The organism is Pseudooceanicola nitratireducens, assembly GCF_900109195.1.
Lineage (GTDB): Bacteria > Pseudomonadota > Alphaproteobacteria > Rhodobacterales > Rhodobacteraceae > Pseudooceanicola > Pseudooceanicola nitratireducens.
The window spans coordinates 234,477-254,982 of record NZ_FNZG01000003.1 but is presented as its reverse complement, the minus strand read 5'-3'; the positions used below and the strand labels follow the sequence as shown (position 1 = coordinate 254,982).

Below are 20,506 nucleotides of genomic sequence, written 5' to 3'. Positions count from 1 at the left end.
GTTCCTAAGCGGCGGGGCCGGGTGGTCCCGCCCGCCATGAACTGCCACAAGGACGGCACGGGTGTGATCCCCGTGCCGTCCGTTTCGATATCCCAGGGCCGCTGTGATGGGCCGGGGAAATCGCTTTAGGGACAGGTGAACTACAATGAAAAACCTTGCACGGGCGATCACGCGCCTGAACAGGTGGCTGGGGAAATGGGTGTCGCTTTGCGTGCTCGTGATCTTTGGTCTCCTGCTCGCTGACGTGGTGATGCGCTATGTCGTGGGGGCACCCGCGATCTGGACGGCCGAACTGGCCACGCTGATCTTCGGGGGCTACGCCATCATCGGCGGCGGCTATCTTCTGGCCGAACGGGGCCATGTGAACGTCGACATCTTCTACGGGGCGTTTTCGACCCGCCGGAAGGCGCTGGTCGACGTGGCGACCTGGCCGCTGTTCTTCCTCTTTGTCGCGGTGCTGCTGTGGCAGGGCTATGACATCGCCCACGAGGCGATCGTCGACAACGAGACGACCAATTCCATGTGGCGCGCGCCGCTGTGGCCGACCAAGACGCTGATCCCGGTGGCGGCTGTCCTGCTGCTTTTGCAGGGCTTCATCCGGCTGTGGGCGGACATCCGCGTGCTGATGGGCCTTCCGGTCGATGACGAAACTTTTGGTGCGCCTGCGTCTGACGCCGCACCTGATGGGGGGGCAGAGCATTGAGCGTCGAGCTGCTAACACTTCTTTTCTTCGGCTCGCTGCTGGTCTTTGTCCTTCTGGGCACGCCGCTGGCCTTCGTGCTGGGCGGCATCTCGGTCGTCTTCCTGTATTTCGAGATGGGCAGCATCGGGTTCTACCTGCTGGCCTCGAAGATGTGGGAATCCATGTCGAACCCCACGCTGATGGCCATTCCATTGTTCGTCTACATGGCGATCCTGTTGGAAAAGTCAGGGGTGGCGAACGATCTATACGACATGATGCACATCTGGTGGGGCGGGCTGCGTGGCGGTCTGGCCATCGGGACTGTGCTGATCTGCGTGATCTTTGCCGCCATGTCGGGGATTTCCGGCGCCGCCGTCGTCACCATGGGCACCATCGCGCTGCCCAAGATGCTGGAACGGGGGTATGACAAGAAAATGGCCCTGGGGGCCATCAACGCCGGCGGGGGCTGGGGCATCCTGATCCCGCCGTCGATCCTGATGGTCCTGTATTCGCTGCTGACCGAAGTGTCCGTTGGCCGGCTGTTCGCGGCCGGGATCGGGCCGGGCCTGACCCTGTTCGTGCTGGTGTCGATCTACATCCTCGTGCGCTGTTTCCTGCAGCCCGAGATGGGGCCGGCCCTGCCGAAGGAAGAACGCGGCTCCTGGGGGGCGAAATTCCGTGCCCTGAAATCCGTGCTGCTGCCGATCGGCATCGTGGTCATCGTGCTTGGGTCGATCTTCGGCGGTTTCGCCACCCCGACCGAGGCCGCGGCCATCGGGGTCTTCGGTGCGCTGGTCGCCACCGCGGCGAACAAGCGGCTGAAGTGGTCGGTGCTGCACGAGGCCGCCATCGCCACCCTGCGCCTGACCGCGCTGGTGATGTGGATCCTGTTTGCGGCGCATGCCTTCTCGACCGCCTATACGGCGCTTGGGGCGCAGTCGCTGATCTCGAACCTGATGACCTTTATTCCGGGTGGCAAATGGGGTGCCTTGGCGTTCATGCTGCTGGTGCTGTTCCTGTTCGGGATGGTGCTGGATCCCGTGGGCATCATGCTGATCACGCTGCCGGTCTTCCTGCCGGTGGTGCGCGATGCGGGCTTTGATCCGATCTGGTTCGGCATCCTCTTCATCATCATGATGGAGGTGGGCTACATGACGCCGCCCTTCGGCTTCAACCTGTTCTACCTCAAGGGCGTGGCCCCGCCGGATGTCACCATGAAGGACATCTATGCCTCGGTCATTCCCTATGTGCTGGTGACCCTGCTGGGTGTTCTTCTGATCATCCTCTTCCCTGGGATCGCGCTGTACCTGCCGTCTGTCTTCTTCAACTAGACGGCCAAGACACCGGTCCGCCGCGGGTGCCTTCGGGTGCGATGCGCGGCGGGCCGGGCCTCTGATCGGGGCACGGACCGCATCTGGGGCGTTCCCGTTGGTCCCAGTGCGCGGGGGTGCTTCCCCGACCCGCTGTCCCGATCAGCTATTTCCCTTACATACCGCGCAGATGGCCGCCCCTTTCCGGGCGGCTTTTGCGTGTTCGTCCCGCAATGGTTCCCGTTTTTGGCCCTGTGGCCGGCAGAAGGTCGCAGCGGGCTTGGCCTTGGCGCGGGACCGGCTAGGTTAGCGGCAGGGGCATGCGCCCGTGCAAGGCCGGGGTGCCGATTGACGGGCACGGCCCGATGGCCAACCATGGCCGCAAGAGGGATCGGCCCGGAGGGGCCAGCGACAGACGTTGAGGACATCATGAACACCACAGTTCACCGCAAGGGCCGGGTCGAGGATCACCGCCTCGCCTCGGGCAAGGGGCGCTATACCGACGATCTGGCGGTTGAAGGCGCGCTTTGGTCGGTGTTCCTGCGCAGCCCTTATGCCCGCGCCCGGATCACCGGGATCGACACCGGTGACGCGGCCGGGATGCCCGGTGTCGTCGCCGTGTTCACAGCCGCTGACTTGGCAGCGGACGGCGTGGGGCCGGTGCAGGCCGACATGGCGCTGGCGGGGCCGGACGGTCGCACCTGGGCGCATACGCCACGCCCGCTTCTGGCCGAGGGCGAGGCGCGGTTCGTGGGCGAACCGCTGGCCATGGTGATCGCCACCACCCGCGACGCGGCGCTGGACGCGGCCGAAGCGATCATAGCGGATCTTGAGGAACTGGACCCGGTGGTCACCCTGGCCGATGCCCGGGCGGACGGTGCGCCGCTGGTCCATGCGGACCGGCCCGGCAATATCGGGGCCGACTGGGCACGGGGCGACTGGGACAAGGCGGGCGAAACGCTGGCCGCCGCGGCGCATCGGGTCACGCTGTCGGGCCCCATCAGCCGGGTCACCGCCGCCACGCTTGAGCCGCGCAATGCTGTGGCCCGTCCGGAACCGGGCGGGCGCATCGCGCTATACGCCAGCCACCAGAACCCGCCCGCGCTGCGCGGCGCGCTGGCCACGGCCTTTGGCATGGATGCGGCGCAGATCCGCGTGGTTGGCGGCGACGTGGGCGGCGCCTTCGGCATGAAGGCCGGCCCGACCCGGGAAGAGATGCTGTGCTTCTGGGCTGCGAAACGGCTTAACCGTCCCGTGCGCTGGCGTGCTGACCGGGGCGAGGCGATGCAGGCCGACGAAGGGGGCCGCGCCATCGACTTCCGCGCTGAACTGGGGCTGGATGCCGACGGGCGCTTCACCACGCTGACGGTCCAGATCGACGTCGACATGGGGGCCTATGCCACCGGGCGGTCGCTGCCCATGGTGATGAACCTTGGCGGGGTCGCGGGCGTCTATACCACGCCGGTCATCGCGGGCAGGGTCACCGGGTATCTGACCAACACGGTGCCGGTCGGGGCCTATCGCGGCGCGGGCCGCCCCGAGGCGACCTATATCATCGAGATGCTGATCGACCGGGCCGCGCGCCAGCTGGGGATCGACCGGATCGAGCTGCGCCGCCGCAACCTGATCCGCCCGGAACAGATGCCATGGGAGCCGGTCTGGTACTTCGGCTATGACAGCGGATCCTTCGAGGAAGTCCTGGATGCCGGGATCGACCGCGCCGACCTGGCGGGCTTTGACGCGCGCCGGGCCGACAGCGCCGCGCGGGGTCGGGTCCGGGGGCTTGGCCTTGCGCTGTGTATCGAGACAGCGGGCGGCATGTGGGGGCGGCGCGGGGTGGATTACACCAACGTGGCGCTGAATGCCGATGGCTCGATCTCCATCGCCGCCGGGGCGTTTTCCGCCGGCCAGGGGGTCGAGACCGCGCTGATCGACCTGGCTGCCGAGGGGCTGGAGATCGCGCCGGACCGCATCACCTATGCCCAGGGCGACACCGACGTGATCGCCCGGGGCGGCGGCATGGGCGGATCGGGCGCAATGATCAAATGCGGCTCGGCCCTGCAGGGGGCGGTGCAGACCCTTCTGGCGGACGCCAAGGCGCTGGCCGGAGAAGAGCTTGAGGCCGACGTGGCGGACATCGAATATTCCGGCGGCACTTTCCGCATCGCCGGCACCGACCGCGAAATCACGCTAGAGGCCATCGCCCAGGTCGCGGGCGAAAAGGGCGTGCCGCTGGCCGCCCAGGGCGAATTCTCGCCCGAGGCGCCGACCTTCCCCAATGGCTGCCATGTCTGCGAGGTCGAGCTGGACCCCGAGACAGGCCTCTTCGAGGTGCTGTCCTACACCGGGGTCGAGGACATCGGCCGCGTGCTGCAGCCGCAGATCGCCGAGGGCCAGGTGCAGGGCGGCGTCGCCCAAGCCCTGGGCCAGGTCTTCATGGAGGAAATCCGCTATGGCGAAGGGGACGGCCAGCTTTTGACCGGGTCCTTCATGGATTACGCCATGCCGCGCGCAAAGGATCTGCCGAACTACGATTGCAGTTTCTTCACCGTGCCCACGGGACAGAACCCGCTTGGCGTCAAGGGCGTGGGAGAGGCCGGGTCGGTCGGCGGCATGGCCGCGGGCATGTCGGCGGTCATGGATGCGCTGGCGCAGCTGGGCGTGACGGATTTCGCCATGCCCGCCAGCCCGGGCCGGGTCTGGGCCGCGATCGAGGCGGCGAAGTAGGGTGCCAAGTAGGGGGCCAAACGAAACCGGGCCGGAGCGTTCAGCTCCGGCCCGTTTGTTTGTTCAAGCTTGCCAGACCCAAGGCCGTCAGGCCGGGTCCTTCAGCACTGCCACCTGATCGGCGAAATGCAGCGGCGCGCCGGTGCGGTTCTGCAGCTCTTCCCGGGTCAGGCCCTCGACCATGTCGGTGACGGTAAAGCGGTTGTCGGCCACGTCTATCACGCAAAGATCGGTGTAGACCTTCTTGACGATGCCCGCGCCGGTCAGCGGAAAACTGCAGCTTTCCAGCAGCTTGGGTGCGCCGCTTTTGTCGTTGTGGGTCATCATGACAAAGATCCGCTGTGCGCCTGCGGCCAGGTCCATGGCCCCGCCGATCGCGGGCAGCGGGTCATTCGCATCGCGCGCCCAGTTCGCCAGGTCTCCGTTCGGGGCAACCTGGTAGCCGCCCAGAACACAAAGCTCCAAGTGGCGACCCCGGATGATGCCAAAGCTCCAGGCATGGTCGAAATAGGACGCGCCGGGCAGGGCGGTCACCGGTTTCTTACCGGCGTTGATCAGGGTCCAGTCCACGTCCTCTTCGGCGGGGGACGGGCCCATGCCCAGAATGCCGTTTTCCGAATGCAGCAGGATCTCGCGGCCCTCGGGCAGGTAATTGGCGACCATCTCGGGCATGCCGATGCCCAGGTTCACGTGCCAGCCGTCCTGGATATCCAGCGCGACGCGGGCGGCGATGCCATTGCGGGACAGGGGCGTCATGCGGAGGCCCTCCAATCGTGCCAGCTGTCCTCGGGGACGTCGTGGCATTGATAGACGAGATCGGTGAAGATCGCGGGCGAATGCACGTTGTGGGCGTCGATATCGCCCAGCTCGACCACGTGGTCGGCCTCGACAATGGTGCGTTTCGCGGCGGACGCCATGAGAGGAGAGAAGTTCCGCGCCAGGTGGCGGAAGGTCAGGTTGCCGAAACGGTCGGCCTGTTCGGCATGGATCAGCGCCACGTCGGCGTGCAGCGCGGTTTCCAGCACATGGCCCCGGCCGTCGAAGTCGCGGGTTTCCTTGCCCTCGGCAATCAGCGTCCCGTAGGAGGTCGGCGTGAAGAAGGCCGGAATGCCGGCCCCTGCGGCACGGATGCGTTCGGCCAGGGTGCCCTGGGGCATGACCTCAAGCTCGAACTCGCCGGCGCGGATCAGCTTCTCCATCAGCGGCGCGACACTGCCGCGCGGGAAGGAACAGGACAGTTTGCGCACCCGGCCCGCGTGGTAGAATGCGCCCAGCCCGGTGTCGCCGTCGCCGGCGTTGTTCGAGATGAAGTGCAGATCCTTGATCCCGCTGTCCAGCAGCGCCTTCAGCAAATAGGCCGGACGGCCCGCATCGCCAAATCCGCCGATCATCACGCTGATGCCATCGCCCAGGCCTTCGAAGGCGCGGGCGAGGTCGTCGGCCCGTTTGTCGATCATCCCGATACTCCTTGATTTTCGGCGCAATGTTTCGCGTTTCTACCGGACGGTCAATAGTGATTGACGCAAGGCTGAGGCATGTTCTAGCCTGCCCTCAGAGCGCAAAATGGTATTCTGCAATGCGGAATGTCGCGCCAGGGAGGACATCATCAATCACCCGCCACGTGGCAGCCCTATGGCTTGCCGCCCATGGATGATTTGTACCCTCCTGGCATGGCACCCGCGTCTGCGCAAAGGGAGGGGATACGGATGACGCAACAGGAACGCCCGTGGTACCGCTGGTACGCCGAGGGGGTGGACCCGCATTTCAAGCCGGTGCCGCAAACGATCAATGATCGCATGGCCAGAAGCTTTGCGACCTGGCCTGACGTCTGCATGATCGAATATTACGGCAAGGAATATTCCTACGCCCAGATGCACGGTCTGGTCAGTCAGGTGGCGCGGGCGCTGAAGGCGGCGGGTATCGAAAAGGGCGACCGCATCGCGCTGCATCTGCCCAATTGTCCCTGGCATCCAATCTTCTTCTTCGGCGCGCTGTGGTACGGCGCGGCGATCACCCATCTGTCGCCGCTGGATGCCGAACAAGAGATCGCGCACAAGCTGACCGACAGCGGGGCGAAGATGGTGATCTCGCTCACCACGCCCGAGTTTGCCGGGCGGTTCCCCAAGCTGCTGGCGGATGGCACCTGTCCGGCGCTCTACCTCTGCCCCGATCCCGTGTCCGCCCAGGGGCGTGACTGTCCGGTGATCCCCGGGGCCCACGCGGTCGAGGATTTGCTGGCCGGCCATTCGACTGACCCGATGGATGCGGTCGAAACCAGCCCCGACGATCTTGCACTTTTGCAATATACAGGTGGCACAACGGGCGTACCAAAGGCCGCTCAGTTGACGCATTCGAACCTTTCTGCCGCATGTCAGATGTACACGGAAATGGGCAAGGGCGAGGCAAGCCAGCAGCCCGGCAAACCGGCGCTTGGCTATTCGCCGCTGTTCCACATCATGGGGCTGAGCGCGGGCATGATCAAACGTGCCTCCGAAGGGGGGACGCTATGCCTGCGGCTGCGGTTCGATGCGGCCAGCGCCATCGACGAGATCGAGAAGAAGGGCATCGTGTCGCTTGGCGGCGTGCCCACCACCTGGATCGCGATCCTGGCGCTGCCGGATATCGACAAGCGTGATCTGTCGTCGCTGGACTACGTGGCCTCGGGGGGCGCGCCACTTCCGGTCGAGGTCTATTCGCGGGTCAAGCAGCTGACCGGGCTGAAGCTGCGCGGCGGCTGGGGCATGACCGAAACCTCGCCCGCGGGGACGAACGTGCCGCGCGGGATGCCCGACGACAAGCTGGGCACCATTGGCATTCCGCTGCCCGGCATCGACATCAAGATCGTCGACGTCGAGGATAGCAACAAGGTGCTGGGCCCGGGCCAATCCGGCGAGATGGCGATCAAGGGCGCGAATGTCACCACAGGCTACTGGCGCAAGTCGGACGAAGAGAACGCCGCGAATTACACCCGCGACGGGTACTTCCTGACCGGTGACATCGGCTACATGGACGAAGACGGATGGTTCTTCATCGTGGACCGCAAGAAGGACCTGATCCTGTCGGGCGGGTTCAACGTCTATCCGCTGACCATCGAGAACGCGATCCACCAGCACCCCAATGTGCTTGAGGCCATGGTGATCGGCGTGCCCGACGCCTATCGCGGCGAAAGCGCCAAGGCCTTCGTGATGCTGAACCCTGGTGCCGCGCGCTTTACCCTGGAAGAGCTACAGGACTTCCTGGCCGACAAGCTGGGCCGCCACGAGATCCCCCGCCACCTGGAGTTCCGCGACGAACTTCCCCGGACGGCGGTCGGCAAGGCATCGCGCAAGATGCTGAAGGAACAGGAACTGGCCCGCGCGGCCGAAGAACCCGCCTGAGGAGAGCAGGATGGAACTGTCATTCACCCCCGAAGAGGAAGCCTTTCGCCAGGAGGTGCGCGATTTCATCGACGCCAACCTGCCGGACGAGACGCGTGAACACCTGAAACGCGGCAACCCGCCGACCAAGGAGATGACCGTGCAGTGGCACAAGACCCTGCACGCCAAGGGCTGGTCCACGCCGCGCTGGCCGGCGGAATGGGGCGGGCCGGGCTGGTCGGTTACGCAGATGTACATCTTTCAGCAGGAAAGCCAGCGCGCCGGGGCCCCGGACCCGCAGGGCTTCAACGTGGGCATGATCGGCCCGGTGCTGATCCAGTTCGCCAGCGACGAGATGAAGCAGGAATTTCTGCCCAAGATCGCCTCGCTCGACTATTGGTTCTGCCAGGGCTTTTCCGAGCCGGGCGCCGGGTCCGACCTGGCCTCTCTCAAGTGCAAGGCGGAATGGGACGAGGCGGGCCAGCAATGGATCGTCAACGGCCAGAAGACCTGGACCACCTATGCCCAGCATGCGGACTGGATCTTCCTGCTGGTGCGGACCTCGAACGAGGGCAAGAAACAGGAAGGCATCTCCTTCCTGCTGGTCGACATGACATCGCCCGGGGTCGAGGTGCATCCGATCCAGACCATGGATGGGGCGCATGAAATCAACTCGGTCTTCCTTACGGATGTGAAGGTGCCGGCCAAGAACCTGATCGGTGAGGTCAACAAGGGCTGGACCTATGCCAAGTTCCTGCTGGGCAACGAACGTCTGGGGGCCCCGCGCGTGGGCGCGTCGCAGGCGCAGCTGGCACAGCTGAAGCAGCTGGCGCAGGAACGGATCGTACGGGGCAGACCCCTGTGGGAGCATCCGCGCTTTCGCGACAAATACGTCGAGACCCAGGTCGAGCTGAAGGCGCTTGAGATGACGGTGATGCGGGTCCTGTCCTCGATGGAGGCCGGGCAGAGCAGCGGCAAGCCCGATCCCGCGACCAGCGTCATCAAGATCAAGGGCGCGCAGATGATCCAGCGCCTGACCGAGCTTTACGTCGAGATGGCGGGCGAGCAGGCGATGCCCTGGACCGATGGCGACCTGGGCGACAATGCGCGGATCGGTGACCCCTGGGTCGAACGCGCCGCGCCGAATTATTTCAACTATCGCAAGTCGTCGATCTACGGCGGGTCGGACCAGGTGCAGAAGGGCATCATCTCCAAGGCGATCCTGGGGCTGTGAGGAACCATGAACTTTGAACTGAATGACGAACAGCGGATGCTCTCGGACAGCCTGACGCGCTTTTTGGGCGACAGGTATGATTTCGAAAAGCGCCGCAAGTACATGGACATGCCGGGCGGGCACGATCCGGCGATCTGGGCCGGCTTTGCCGAACTGGGGATCTTTGCGCTGCCCTTTGCGGAAGAGGACGGCGGGCTTGGCGGGACCTCGGTCGAGACGATGATCGTGGGCCAGGCCATGGGCTATGCGCTGGCCAATGAACCCTGGGCCGAGGCGCTGGCGATTGCGCCCGCGCTGTTGCGGGCGGGATCGGCAGAGCAGCGTGCCGCCGTGGCCGAAGAGATCATCGGCGGCACCGTTCTGCCGGCCTGGGCGCATCTTGAGCCGGGCATGATCGACCGCGACGAAGGGGTTGGCACCCGTGCCGATGCCGAGGGCCGGCTGAGCGGGACCAAGACCGTGGTGGCCTTCGGGGCCGAGGCCGATCTGATCTTTGTCACCGCGCAGGGGCCCGGGGGCCTGGGCCTTTACATGGTGCGCGGCGGGGCCGAGGGGATGGAGGCGCGGGCCTACAAGACCCAGGACGGTCGCCGCGCGGCCGAGCTGAGTTTCGACGGCACCCCGTCCGAGCAGCTGACCGGCGGCTGTCCGGCCGAAGAGGCGCTTGGCGAGGCCGAGGCGCGGGCGGTGGCGGCGGTCCTGGCGGAAAGCCTGGGCTGCATGGAACAGGCCATCGAACAGACGGTCGAGTACATCAAGGGCCGCGAGCAGTTCGGCAAGGCGATCGGGTCCTTTCAGGCCCTGCAGCATATCGCCGCCGGGGCCGTGGTCGAGAAGGAACAGGTGAAATCCATGGCGATGTATGCCAGCGTCATGTGCGACGATGCGGATGCGCAGGCGCGGGATCTGGCTGTTTCGGCGGCGAAGGTGAAGATGTGCGATGCCTCACGCGAGGTCGGGCAGATGTCGATCCAGCTGCACGGCGGCGTGGGAATGACGATGGAATATGCCATCGGCCATTACTTCAAGCGCCTGACCATGCTGGAGATCGCCCATGGCGATCGCGATTTCCACATGGACCGGCTGTGTGCCGCAGGCGGTCTGGCCGCGTGACGGGGGCGGGTGCAGGGGGCCATCGAGGCCCCCTGCACCCGCAGCCTTCGGCGAGAGTATTTTTGGCAAGATGATCGAGGGGGCGCGGTGCAGGGCCGCGCGCCTCTTGCAGGAGAAGGAGTGACAGATGGATCTGTTTGACGCGATGCGGGACCGGCGGTCGATCCGGGGATTTACGGATGCGCCGGTAAGCCGGGCGCTGATGGAGGAGGTTTTGGCGGCGGCCAATATGGCACCGTCCTCGATGAACACGCAGCCCTGGCATTTCCACGTGCTGAGCGGTGAGGTTCTGGAGAACGTGCGCAAGGGCAATTCCGAGCGCATGCTGGCAGGCGTTGAGCCGAGCCGGGAGATCATGGCGCATGGGGCCTACGAGGGCGTGCACAGGGATCGCCAGGTCGGGATTGCCAAGCAGCTGTTTGCCGCCATGGGGATCGCCCGGGAAGACAAGGTGATGCGCCAGGACTGGGTGATGCGCGGGTTCCGGCAGTTCGACGCGCCGGTGTCGGTGGTGGTGACCTATGACAAGGTGCTGGACGAACACGGGCCGATCGCGGTCTTTGACGCGGGCGCGGCGGTCTATGGGCTGGTGCTGGCGGCCTGGGCCAAGGGGCTGGGTGCGGTGATCAACGGCCAGGGGATCATGCAGTCGCCGGTCGTGCGCGAATGTGCCGATATCCCCGAGGACCAGGTGATCCTGACCTGCGTCGCGCTTGGCTGGCCGGACGAGGAGTTCGCTGCCAATGACGTCAAGGCAACACGGCGCGAGGTGTCGGAGAATTGTTCCTTCCAGGGCTTTGATGCGGATGGCGCGGGGCGGCGGACGCCCCGGTCAGAGGCGGCCGAGTAGGCCGGGAGAGGGATCGCCGGTGACGGGCAGGCCGTTCGCGCCCTGGTAGGCGCGGATGGCGGCGCGGCTTTTGGGGCCGATCACCCCCGAGGTGCCGCCGGTGTCGTAGCCACGGGCACTCAGACCTTCCTGAAGGGCGATGCGGTCGGATTTCGTCAGCCCGTAGCGGTCGGGCGGGAAGCTGCCGCGGATCGGTCCAGCGCCCATCAGCCTGTCGGACAGGTGCCCGATGCCGATCGCATACAGATCCGAGTTGTTGTAGCGTTTGATCGCGTCGAAATTGCCGGTGACCGTGAAGCTGGGCGCGCCCTCTTGCGGGGTGAGGGTGCGGCCCGAGGGGGTACCGGGCTGGCCGGCCTCTCCGCCCCATTTCAGCCCGCGGGTCCAGCCGGATTTCGCCAAGTAGGCAGCGGTGGAGGCCAGCGCGTCCGAGGGATCCTCGGACCAGATGTCACGGCGGCCGTCGCCGGTGAAATCCACCGCATAGGCCAGGTAGGAGGTCGGGATGAACTGGGTGTGGCCCATGGCCCCGGCCCAGCTTCCCACCATGCGGGCGGGCGTCGTGTCGCCCGATTGCAGGATGCGCAGGGCGGCGATCAGTTGCTTTTCAAAGAACGCCCCGCGCCGGCCGTCGAAGGCCAGGGTCGAGGTGGCCGAGATCACCGGAATATCGCCGCGCCGCGCGCCATAGCGGCTTTCCATGCCCCAGACGGCGGCGAGGATCGCGGCGCCGACGCCATAGCGGTTTTCCAGCGCATTCAGGGTGGCGCGGTGGCGGGCCATGGCGGCGCGTCCCTGGGCGATGCGGTCGTCGGAGGCGGCGATCGAAAGGTAGTCTTCCAGCGAATACTTGGTCTCGGGCTGGCTGCGGTCGCGGGTGACGACGCCGGGCAGGTAGCCCGCGCCCCGGAAGGCGGCGGTCAGAGTGGCCTCCGAGATCCCGGCGGCGCGGGCGCGCGGTTTGAAGGCGGTGACCCAGGCGTCATAGGCGGAGTTGCGCGTCGGCCGCAGATCGGGGTCGAGGCCCGAGGCGGCGGGCGCGGTGCCGGGCCGAGAGGGCAGGCCGCCACAGGCCGAGAGTGCCAGAAGCCCAAGCCCGAGGGTAAATGTCCGCCGTGTCGTCATGATGCCTGTCCGCCCTTGTGTGATTGCCGGTCCGGGGCCCGTTTCATTGTCGGTCCCATGGCCCTGCTGTTTGCCCGTTTGACAAAAGCATAGCCCCGGGGCGCGCCGTTTCAAACAGGGTCTGGGGGTGGTGCTGCGCGGGGCAGCGGATTGCCGCCTTCAGCTGTCGATATCGATATCAATCACTGGGACGGACCGCGCGGTGACGCGTTCGTCTACCTTAGCCTCGATATTGTTGCCGTCGGGGTCCAGCAGGAAGGCCGCGTAGTACCCAGGGTGATAGTCGCGCAGTCCCGGTCCGCCATTGTCGCGCCCGCCATGGGCCAGGCCGGCCGCATGGAAGGCGTCGACCATGGCGCGGTCCCTGGCCTGAAAGCACAGGTGCAGATCGCGGGTGACACGGCCCGTGGTGCCGGACGCCGTGACATAAAGCTCATCACTGTTGATCGCATCCTCGAGCCGTTCGACCGATTGGCCAAGCGCGGTGAGGATGGCGGTGTAGAAGGGCAGGGCGGTGGCGGGATCGCTCACCCGGATGTCCAGGTGAGCGATCAGCCGTCCGACGTGATACCTCACTCGGCGGCCTTTGCCATGGGGCGGCCCAGGGTTGCGGCCAGCCGGTCCTGGGCGGCCTGGTATTCGCGGGCCAGCTGGTCCACGACCTGGGCCGTGGGGCGCACGGATTTCACCGCGCCGATGCCCTGGCCCGAGCCCCAGATGTCCTTCCACTTCTTCTTGCCTTCGCCGAAGTTCATCGCCGAGGGGTCAGAGCGTTCCAGCGCCTCGGGGTCCATGCCCGCATTGGCGATCGAGGGCTTCAGGTAGTTGCCCCAGACGCCGGTGAAGAGGTTGGAGTAGACGATGTCCGACGCGCCGTGTTCGGTGATCATCTGCTTGTAGCCCTCGACGGCGTTGGCTTCTTCTGTCGCGATGAAGATCGATCCGGCATAGCCGCCGTCCGCGCCCATGGCCTGGGCGGCCAGGATGCTGTCGCCCTTGCCGATGGCCCCGGACAGGAACAGCGGGCCGTCGAACCATTCGCGGATCTCCTGCACCAGCGCCAGCGGCGACAGAGCCCCGGCATGGCCACCGGCCCCGGCGGCCACGGCGATCAGACCGTCGGCGCCCTTTTCGATGGCCTTGTGGGCAAACATGTCGTTGATGATGTCGTGCAGGACGATGGCACCCACGGAATGCGCGGCCTCGTAAACCCAGGGCTGCGCGCCAAGCGAGGTGATCCAGACCGGCACCTTGTGCTTGACGCAGATCTCGACGTCACGTTCCAGCCGGGCATTCGACTTGTGCACGATCTGGTTGACCGCATAGGGCGCGGCGGGGCTGTCGGGGTTGGCCTGGTTGTGGGCGTCCAGTTCATCCGCGATCCGGGTCAGCCATTTGTCCAGCTCGATCTCTTCGCCGGCGGCCTCGCGGGCGTTCAGCGCCGGGAAGGAGCCGACGATGCCGGCCTTGCACTGGGCGATGACCAGATCGGGGTTCGAGATGATGAACAAAGGGCTGCCGATCAGCGGGATCCGCAGGTTCTTCAGTTGCTCTGGCATGGACATGATGGTGATCCTCCCTTGGATGCCGGCGGGGTCTGATGCCCGGATTGCAGCAGGGCGATCCGGGGCCGGCCTGTCGTGTCATGACTGGTTGGTCGTAGTTCTGGCATCTCGTCCGGGGGGTGTCACGGGGGAAAGCTGTGCCAACGAAAATCACGTAGCGTCTTGTCCGCTGTGCAGAATAAGGCCAGCCTGCGGGGCATGGAAGCACATGTGATCGAATGCCCCAGCCCCATGGGGCCCTTCTGGATGCAGGCGCGGGATGACGCATTGGTGGCGGCGGGCTGGCGGCGGTTGTCGGGCGCGGGTCCAGTTCCCCTGCTTGAGGAGGCGGCCGGGCAGGTCGCGGCCTATTTCGACGGTCGGCTGACGCGGTTCGATCTGCCCTGCCGGGTCGAGGTGGGCGGCATCGTTCCGCAGGTCTGCGCCCTGATGCAGGCGATCCCCTTCGGGCAGACGCGGACCTATGGCGATCTGGCGCGCGACCTGAGCAAGCCCGCGCAGGCCATCGGCCAGGCCTGCGGGCGCAATCCAATCCCGCTGATCATCCCCTGTCACCGGGTGCTTGGCGCTTCGGGGCTGGGCGGGTTCTCGGCCGCGGGCGGGGTCGAGACCAAGGTGGCGCTGCTGCGGATCGAAGGGGCGGCGGGGCTGCTGATCTGAGACGGGCGAAGGGCGCGCGCCTAGCCCGAGACCCTTTTGCCGCGCCACAGGATGAACAAGCCCGAAGACAGGATCAGGCAGGATCCGACGATCATCGGCAGGGTCAGCGCCTCTTGAAAGATCAGCAGGCCCAGGGCGATGCCGAACAGAAGGCGGGTATAGCGGAAGGGGGTCACGGCCGACACGGCCCCGGTGCGCATGGCCTTCATCAGGCAGGAATAGGCCGTGGTGCCAAAGATGATGGCCCCCAGCATCGCCAGTGCGACCGTCAGGGGTGGCCAGACAAAGGGCTGTCCCATCCACAGGCCGACAACCACGCCCGCGACCAGCATCGTCAGGAACCCGTATAGGCCCAGAAGCGTCGTCGAAATCGTCCGGGGCGCGGCGCGGCTGGCCAGGTCGCGCCCGGCAAAGCCCAGCATGCCGAGGATGGCAAAGATGGTCAGGGGCGAAAAGCTCTCGGCCCCCGGCTGGACGATGACGACGACGCCCAGAAGCCCGATGAAGATCGCCGTCCAGCGCCGCCAGCCAACGGTTTCGCCAAAGACAAGCGCGGCCCCGGCGACCACCACCAGGGGCGTGGCCTGCAGCACCACGGTCGCCACCGACAGCGGCGTCAGCGTGATGGCCAGCGTGTAGAACAGCCGCCCGGCGATCTCGAACACCACGCGGACGCGCATCGGCGGGGACAGCACGTCGGGCACGAACAGCGGTTCGCCCTGAAGCCGGGCAACGGCGGCAAAGACAAGGCTGCCGCCCAGGCCGAAGATCACCAGGATCTGCGCAATCGGCAGGCTGGCCCCGGCGGTCTTGATGAAGGCATCCTCGATCGCGAAGCTGGCCATGGCGGTGATCATCCAGAGGCTGCCGATCAGGTCGGCCCGGCGGTCATCTGCCAGAAGTGCGGTCATGCGGTCGGGGCCTTCTGCAACGGCCCCTTGCGGGGCTGGCTGTCTGTCGGGATGATCGCGGGGCTATGGGGCGTAGCGCGGGCGCGGTCCCGGCGGACGCTGCCAGAAGCCGGGGCGCTGCGCAAGCGCAGGTCCGGTGATGCATCTTCGGGCGTTTGCCTGAATTATGGGCGCAGGGCGTCGGTTCCCCGTCGCATGAGTAAAAGAAAAGGGCGACCCGTGGGGCCGCCCTTTTGTCCGGGATGGTGCCTTGCCTCAGTTGGAGGAGGCGACCTTGAGATCCGGTTTGCCAGCGGGTTTGTCAGCAGGTTTGTCCGCCGCCTTCTTGCGCTTGGACGCGGGCTGCGCGGTTTTCGATCCACCGGCGTTGGCGTCGATGAAATCCAGCACCAGCGGGCGGATGTTGTTGCGCCAGGACGAACCGGCGAAGATGCCATAGTGGCCGGCACCGGGTTCAAGGTGGCTTGCCTTCATCTCGTCCGGCAGGCCGGTGCAAAGGTTCAGCGCGGCGACACATTGGCCGGGGGCGGAAATGTCGTCCTTTTCGCCTTCGACGGTCTTCACCGCGACATTGGTGATCTTGCCGATGTCGACCTTGTGGCCCGCGACGATGAATTCGTTCTTGGCGATCTCACCGGCCTTGAAGATCCGTTCGACAGTGGACAGGTAGAATTCCGCCGTCATGTCCATGACCGCCAGGTATTCGTCGTAGAAACGGTTGTGGTGATCGTTTTCCGATGCCTCGCCGCGCATGACGCGGAAGATCTGGTCGTTGAAGGCCTGGCTGTGACGTTCGGCATTCATCGACATGAAGGACGTCAGCTGCAGCAGGCCGGGATAGACCCGGCGGCCGATGCCCTTGTACTTCAGGCCGACGCGCTGGATCATCAGTTCTTCCAGCTGGCCCATGGTGACGGAATGGCCGAAATCGGTCACTTCGGTCGGGGTGGCGTCGGGGTCGATCGGGCCGCCGATCAGGGTCAGCGTGTTGGGCTGCGCCTCGGGGTCGATTTCCGCCAGATAGGCGGTGGCGGCCAGGGTCAGGGGCGCGGGCTGACAGACGGCGATGACGTTGATGTCGGGGCCCAGCTCTTTCATGAAATCGACAAGATAGAGCGTGTAGTCTTCGATATCGAACTTGCCTTCCGACACGGGGATGTCGCGGGCGTTGTGCCAGTCGGTGATATAGACCTCGGCGTCGGGCAGCAGGGACACGACAGTCGACCGGAGGAGGGTCGCGTAATGGCCGGACATCGGCGCAACCAGCAGGATCTTGCGCTCCTGCTCTTCGCGGCCTTGCACGTCAAAGTGGATCAGGTCACCAAAGGCGCGTTCGACGACCGGCGTGATCGAGACAAGGTGATCCTTGCCGTCCTTGCAGGTCATCGAATGGATGCCCCAGTCGGGCTTGGTCACCATCCGCTCGAAAGAGCGTTCGGTCACCTGGCCCCAGGCTGCCATCCAGTGCAGCATCGGGTTGGGGACAAGTGAGAATGCCGGATAGGAAGCCATGGAGTTTGCCGTCGCACCAAGCCATTGATTGGTATTGCGGATTGACTCCATCAAGTCATAAGTTGCCATATAGCGCATGTGCGTCTCCCGTGGACCTGGTCAGGTCAGTTCGGCCTCTTGGCTGCGTTTCCACCGGTTCCGGGCCCGGGTTCCGCGAAGGCTTGGCCGTATGCTGCTTTGCAGCAATCTAGGGGGGAATTTGTTCCATGGCAACTGAAACGACGGGCAAGGGTAAAGATAACGTGACGCCCGATGCCGACCAGGCCGCCCTGAAACGGCTGGATCAGAACCTTGCCAAGATGGACGAACTGGCCAAACGTCTGACTGCCGCCATGGCCAAGCACCACCCGGTGAACGCCGCGCTGAATGCGCCGGACCCGGATGTCTTTACCAAGGGCGCGGCTGCCTATTGGGCGGAAATGGTGCAGAACCCCGCCAAGGTTTTCGAACACCAGGCCGAGTTTTGGTCGAAATCCGTGCAGCACTTCCTGGAAGCGCAGCAGGCCCTGGCCAATGGCAAGCTGGAGGCGCCCGAGGATCACACCCCCGACGATGCCCGCTTTTCCAACCCGCTGTGGAAGACGCATCCCTATTTCAACTACATCAAGCAGCAGTACATGCTGAACGCCAAGGCCATCAAGGACGCGGTGTCCGACGCCGAAGGCCTGGACGAGGTCGAGCGTCAGCGGCTGACCTACTTCAGCCAGCAGATCATCGACATGATGGCTCCGACGAATTTCCTGGCCACCAACCCCGACGCATTGGAGCGCGCGATCGAGACCGAGGGCGAGAGCCTGGTGAAGGGGCTTGAGAACCTGGTGGCGGATATCGAGGCCAACAAGGGCGAGCTTCTGGTGCGGCTGGCCGATACCTCGGCCTTCCAGGTCGGCGGCAATATCGGCACCAGCGAAGGCCAGGTGGTCTATCGCAACCGCATGATCGAACTGATCCAATATGCGCCCAAGACCGAGAAGGTGCATGCGCTGCCGCTGATCATCTTCCCGCCCTGGATCAACAAGTTCTATATCCTCGACCTGAAGGAACAGAATTCCTTCATCAAGTGGGTGACCGAACAGGGGATCACGCTGTTTGTCGTGTCCTGGGTCAATCCCGATCGGTCCTATGCCGACGTCGGTATCGAGGATTACATTGAAGAGGGCTACCTGGCCGCGATCCGCGAGGCCAAGGAAATCACCGGCCAGAAGAAGGTGAACACCATCGGCTATTGCATCGGCGGCACCACGCTGGCGATGACCCTGGCGCTGATGAAGCACCGCAAGGACAAGTCGGTGCACACGGCGACCTTCTTTACCGCGCTGACGGATTTCGCCGACCAGGGGGATTTCACGCCCTTCCTGCAGAATGATTTCATCGACGGGATCGAGGCCGAGGTGAACAGTTATGGCATCCTGCGCAGCCATATCATGTCGCGCACGTTTTCCTTCCTGCGGTCCAACGACCTGATCTATCGCCCGGCGATCCGCAGCTACATGATGGGGGAAACGCCGCCCGCCTTCGACCTGCTGTACTGGAACGGGGATGGCACCAACCTGCCGGGCAAGATGGCGGTGCAGTACCTGCGCCAGCTGTGCCAGCGGAATGAATTCGTCACCGAAGGGATCGAGCTTTGCGGCGAACGTCTGCATGTCTCGGACGTGACGGTGCCGGTCTATGCCATCACCTGCGAAACCGATCATATCGCCGCCTGGAAGACCAGCTATCGCGGCGTGCAGCAGATGGGGTCGAAGGAAAAGACCTTCATCGTGTCTCAGTCCGGCCATATCGCCGGCATCGTGAACCCGCCTTCGAAAAAGAAGTACGGCCATTACACCAACGAGGATCTGAGCCTGGACGAAGCCACCTGGTTCGACACCGCCCAGTTCCACGAAGGCAGCTGGTGGCCCCGTTGGGGCGAATGGATCACCGCCAACTCGGGCAAGGAAGTTGCGGCCCGCGAACCGGGTGACGCGACTCACCCCGCGATCTGTCCGGCCCCGGGAAGCTACGTTACGGCAAGTTTGCCAACCTGACGCGAACCCGCATCCCTCGGACTTTGTTCGATTTTCTGCGGTGCAGCAAAAATATCTTGATTTTCTGCACCGCAGCACTCATATTCTTCCTCAGAGACGCAATACGGTTCCGCATGGAAACGGAACCATCCTGAGAGAGGAACTAACAATGGCTACTACCCAAGACTTCACCGCCATGATGAAAGACATGATGGGTGCATTCCCGGTCGACACCAAGTCGTTCGAGGAATCCTTCAAGACCTCCGCGACGCTGAACGAAAAGCTGTCCGGTGTTGCCCTGGAAGCGGCTGAAAAGTCGACCGACCTGTCCACCAAATGGACCAAGGACACCCTGTCCAAGATGGCCGCTCTGACCAAAGTCAAAGCCGAGCCCGCAGATTACGCGAAGGCGATGACCGATTTCGCCACCGCAACCGCCGAAATGGCCGCCGAAAACATGGCGACCTTTGCCGAGATCGCCAAGAAAGCCCAGACCGAAACGGTCGAGCTGATGATGGCAGCCGGCAAGGACATGGCAGAAGAAACCTCTGCCGCCGTGCAGAAAGCGGCAAAAGAAACCACCGCAGCCGCCAAGAAAGCTGCCGCGAAGTAAGGTTCTCTACGCGCTCTCTCTCCTCCCTTATTGAGCGCGGCATCAAGGCGGGTCCTCCGGGGCCCGCCTTTTTTCGTGTCCGGGTGCCGGACGTGGCGCGTGGGTCGCGCGCAAGGCCGCCCGTTCCGCCTTTGCGCTGTTGCCCGGGGCGATCCGCCGCTAGGGTCGCGCCGAAAAGGCCCCGGCGGGCAGGACAGGAAGGCGCGGCATGACCAAGATCACCACGATTGAAGAGCTGGAAACCCATTATGGTGCCGCAGTGCCGCGATCGCTGACCAAGGTCGCGGATCACCTGACGCCGGCCTATGCTCGCTGGATCATGGCCTCGCGCTTCATGGTGCTGTCGACCGTCGGCCCCGAGGGCACCGATGCCAGCCCGCGCGGCGATGACGGGTCGGTGGTGCGGATCGACGGGCCCAGCCGCATCCTACTGCCCGACTGGATGGGCAACAACCGGATCGATTCCCTGCGCAACATCGTGCGCGATCCCCGCGTCAGCGTGATGTTCATGGTGCCGGGCAGCGGCAACGTGGTGCGGGTGAACGGGCAGGGCGCGGTGCTGGCCGACGCCGATCTGCTGGCCAGTTTCGAAAAGGCCGGCAAACAGCCCCGCACCGTGATCGAGATCACCGTGGACGAGGTCTATTTCCAATGTGCCAAGGCGCTGATCCGGTCCGAGCTTTGGGCAGGGCGCGACGACAGCGCCATGGTCCCCACGGCCGGAGAGCTGATCCAGGAGGCCGAGGCCGGTTTCGACGCCAAGGGCTATGACGACGGCTATGCCGAATACGCCCGACCGCGGCTTTGGTAAGGGCCGGGGGCACCCCGGACCAAGGGGG

At 65.0% G+C, this 20,506-nt stretch carries 18 protein-coding genes; 11 read left to right on the top strand and 7 right to left on the bottom strand.

The window, feature by feature from the left end:
* The first annotated feature begins 145 nt into the window (after nt 1-145).
* From BMX99_RS11870 to BMX99_RS11860, 3 genes are all read left to right on the top strand, one after another.
* On the top strand, nt 146-703 hold the full coding sequence (locus BMX99_RS11870; protein WP_093451937.1) for a TRAP transporter small permease subunit: 558 nt from the start codon (nt 146-148) through the stop codon (nt 701-703).
* Entirely contained in the window at nt 700-2,013 is a 1,314-nt protein-coding gene (locus BMX99_RS11865) for a TRAP transporter large permease (RefSeq protein WP_093451934.1), read from the top strand. The genes BMX99_RS11870 and BMX99_RS11865 overlap by 4 nt, the downstream gene beginning before the upstream one ends.
* A 408-nt stretch (nt 2,014-2,421) precedes the next feature.
* Entirely contained in the window at nt 2,422-4,719 is a 2,298-nt protein-coding gene (locus BMX99_RS11860) for a xanthine dehydrogenase family protein molybdopterin-binding subunit (RefSeq protein WP_170848741.1), read from the top strand.
* A gap of 87 nt (nt 4,720-4,806) precedes the next feature.
* On the opposite strand, the gene BMX99_RS11855 is transcribed toward BMX99_RS11860, so the two are convergent.
* Both BMX99_RS11855 and BMX99_RS11850 read right to left on the bottom strand, forming a co-directional pair.
* On the bottom strand, nt 4,807-5,475 hold the full coding sequence (locus BMX99_RS11855) for a 3-oxoacid CoA-transferase subunit B (protein ID WP_093451928.1): 669 nt from the start codon (nt 5,473-5,475) through the stop codon (nt 4,807-4,809).
* Nucleotides 5,472-6,176, bottom strand: coding sequence for a 3-oxoacid CoA-transferase subunit A (locus BMX99_RS11850; RefSeq protein WP_093451926.1), 705 nt, complete (start codon nt 6,174-6,176; stop codon nt 5,472-5,474). Before BMX99_RS11850 ends, BMX99_RS11855 begins: the two co-directional genes overlap by 4 nt.
* Nucleotides 6,177-6,425: 249 nt before the next feature.
* Between BMX99_RS11850 and BMX99_RS11845 the strand changes: the two genes are divergently transcribed.
* From BMX99_RS11845 to BMX99_RS11830, 4 genes are all read left to right on the top strand, one after another.
* Nucleotides 6,426-8,096, top strand: a complete 1,671-nt coding sequence (locus tag BMX99_RS11845; RefSeq protein ID WP_170848742.1) for an AMP-binding protein — start codon at nt 6,426-6,428, stop codon at nt 8,094-8,096.
* Nucleotides 8,097-8,106: 10 nt separating this feature from the next.
* Nucleotides 8,107-9,309: an acyl-CoA dehydrogenase family protein gene (locus BMX99_RS11840; RefSeq protein WP_093451920.1), complete on the top strand. Its 1,203-nt coding sequence runs from the start codon at nt 8,107-8,109 to the stop codon at nt 9,307-9,309.
* 6 nt (nt 9,310-9,315) lie between these two features.
* On the top strand, nt 9,316-10,422 hold the full coding sequence (locus tag BMX99_RS11835; RefSeq protein WP_093451918.1) for an acyl-CoA dehydrogenase family protein: 1,107 nt from the start codon (nt 9,316-9,318) through the stop codon (nt 10,420-10,422).
* Between the two features lie 127 nt (nt 10,423-10,549).
* On the top strand, nt 10,550-11,272 hold the full coding sequence (locus BMX99_RS11830) for a nitroreductase (RefSeq protein WP_093451916.1): 723 nt from the start codon (nt 10,550-10,552) through the stop codon (nt 11,270-11,272).
* Here the strand turns inward: BMX99_RS11830 and BMX99_RS11825 are convergent.
* From BMX99_RS11825 to BMX99_RS11815, 3 genes are all read right to left on the bottom strand, one after another.
* Nucleotides 11,255-12,400, bottom strand: a complete 1,146-nt coding sequence (locus BMX99_RS11825; RefSeq protein WP_409371783.1) for a lytic murein transglycosylase — start codon at nt 12,398-12,400, stop codon at nt 11,255-11,257. The two genes, BMX99_RS11830 and BMX99_RS11825, sit on opposite strands and share 18 nt — an antisense overlap.
* Before the next feature lie 156 nt (nt 12,401-12,556).
* Nucleotides 12,557-12,973 carry a VOC family protein gene (locus tag BMX99_RS11820; RefSeq protein WP_093451912.1) on the bottom strand — a complete coding sequence of 139 codons (417 nt, stop codon included), beginning with the start codon at nt 12,971-12,973 and terminating at the stop codon, nt 12,557-12,559.
* On the bottom strand, nt 12,970-13,962 hold the full coding sequence (locus BMX99_RS11815; RefSeq protein WP_093451909.1) for an NAD(P)H-dependent flavin oxidoreductase: 993 nt from the start codon (nt 13,960-13,962) through the stop codon (nt 12,970-12,972). Before BMX99_RS11815 ends, BMX99_RS11820 begins: the two co-directional genes overlap by 4 nt.
* 198 nt (nt 13,963-14,160) lie before the next feature.
* On the opposite strand from BMX99_RS11815, the gene BMX99_RS11810 reads away from it, so the two are divergent.
* Nucleotides 14,161-14,622 (top strand): methylated-DNA--[protein]-cysteine S-methyltransferase, encoded by a 462-nt coding sequence (locus BMX99_RS11810; protein WP_093451906.1) that lies wholly within the window; start codon nt 14,161-14,163, stop codon nt 14,620-14,622.
* A 20-nt stretch (nt 14,623-14,642) separates the two neighbouring features.
* Here the strand turns inward: BMX99_RS11810 and BMX99_RS11805 are convergent, their stop codons facing one another.
* Nucleotides 14,643-15,533, bottom strand: coding sequence for a DMT family transporter (locus BMX99_RS11805; protein WP_093451904.1), 891 nt, complete (start codon nt 15,531-15,533; stop codon nt 14,643-14,645).
* Nucleotides 15,534-15,788: 255 nt separating this feature from the next.
* On the bottom strand, nt 15,789-17,123 hold the full coding sequence (gene phaZ, locus BMX99_RS11800) for a polyhydroxyalkanoate depolymerase (protein ID WP_244525545.1): 1,335 nt from the start codon (nt 17,121-17,123) through the stop codon (nt 15,789-15,791).
* 128 nt (nt 17,124-17,251) lie between these two features.
* On the opposite strand from phaZ, the gene BMX99_RS11795 reads away from it, so the two are divergent.
* From BMX99_RS11795 to BMX99_RS11785, 3 genes are all read left to right on the top strand, one after another.
* Nucleotides 17,252-19,075 (top strand): PHA/PHB synthase family protein, encoded by a 1,824-nt coding sequence (locus tag BMX99_RS11795; RefSeq protein WP_093451902.1) that lies wholly within the window; start codon nt 17,252-17,254, stop codon nt 19,073-19,075.
* A 148-nt stretch (nt 19,076-19,223) separates the two neighbouring features.
* On the top strand, nt 19,224-19,667 hold the full coding sequence (locus tag BMX99_RS11790; protein WP_093451900.1) for a phasin family protein: 444 nt from the start codon (nt 19,224-19,226) through the stop codon (nt 19,665-19,667).
* 208 nt (nt 19,668-19,875) lie between these two features.
* Entirely contained in the window at nt 19,876-20,478 is a 603-nt protein-coding gene (locus BMX99_RS11785) for a pyridoxamine 5'-phosphate oxidase family protein (protein ID WP_093451898.1), read from the top strand.
* The last annotated feature ends 28 nt before the right edge of the window (nt 20,479-20,506 follow it).

Coding starts and splice junctions, on each gene's coding strand:
- BMX99_RS11870 (WP_093451937.1), top strand. CDS start 146: ATGAAAAACCTTGCACGGGCGATCACGCGCCTGAACAGGTGGCTGGGG.
- BMX99_RS11860 (WP_170848741.1), top strand. CDS start 2,422: ATGAACACCACAGTTCACCGCAAGGGCCGGGTCGAGGATCACCGCCTC.
- BMX99_RS11855 (WP_093451928.1), bottom strand. CDS start 5,475: ATGACGCCCCTGTCCCGCAATGGCATCGCCGCCCGCGTCGCGCTGGAT.
- BMX99_RS11850 (WP_093451926.1), bottom strand. CDS start 6,176: ATGATCGACAAACGGGCCGACGACCTCGCCCGCGCCTTCGAAGGCCTG.
- BMX99_RS11845 (WP_170848742.1), top strand. CDS start 6,426: ATGACGCAACAGGAACGCCCGTGGTACCGCTGGTACGCCGAGGGGGTG.
- BMX99_RS11840 (WP_093451920.1), top strand. CDS start 8,107: ATGGAACTGTCATTCACCCCCGAAGAGGAAGCCTTTCGCCAGGAGGTG.
- BMX99_RS11835 (WP_093451918.1), top strand. CDS start 9,316: ATGAACTTTGAACTGAATGACGAACAGCGGATGCTCTCGGACAGCCTG.
- BMX99_RS11830 (WP_093451916.1), top strand. CDS start 10,550: ATGGATCTGTTTGACGCGATGCGGGACCGGCGGTCGATCCGGGGATTT.
- BMX99_RS11815 (WP_093451909.1), bottom strand. CDS start 13,962: ATGTCCATGCCAGAGCAACTGAAGAACCTGCGGATCCCGCTGATCGGC.
- BMX99_RS11810 (WP_093451906.1), top strand. CDS start 14,161: ATGGAAGCACATGTGATCGAATGCCCCAGCCCCATGGGGCCCTTCTGG.
- BMX99_RS11805 (WP_093451904.1), bottom strand. CDS start 15,533: ATGACCGCACTTCTGGCAGATGACCGCCGGGCCGACCTGATCGGCAGC.
- phaZ (WP_244525545.1), bottom strand. CDS start 17,123: ATGCGCTATATGGCAACTTATGACTTGATGGAGTCAATCCGCAATACC.
- BMX99_RS11795 (WP_093451902.1), top strand. CDS start 17,252: ATGGCAACTGAAACGACGGGCAAGGGTAAAGATAACGTGACGCCCGAT.
- BMX99_RS11790 (WP_093451900.1), top strand. CDS start 19,224: ATGGCTACTACCCAAGACTTCACCGCCATGATGAAAGACATGATGGGT.
- BMX99_RS11785 (WP_093451898.1), top strand. CDS start 19,876: ATGACCAAGATCACCACGATTGAAGAGCTGGAAACCCATTATGGTGCC.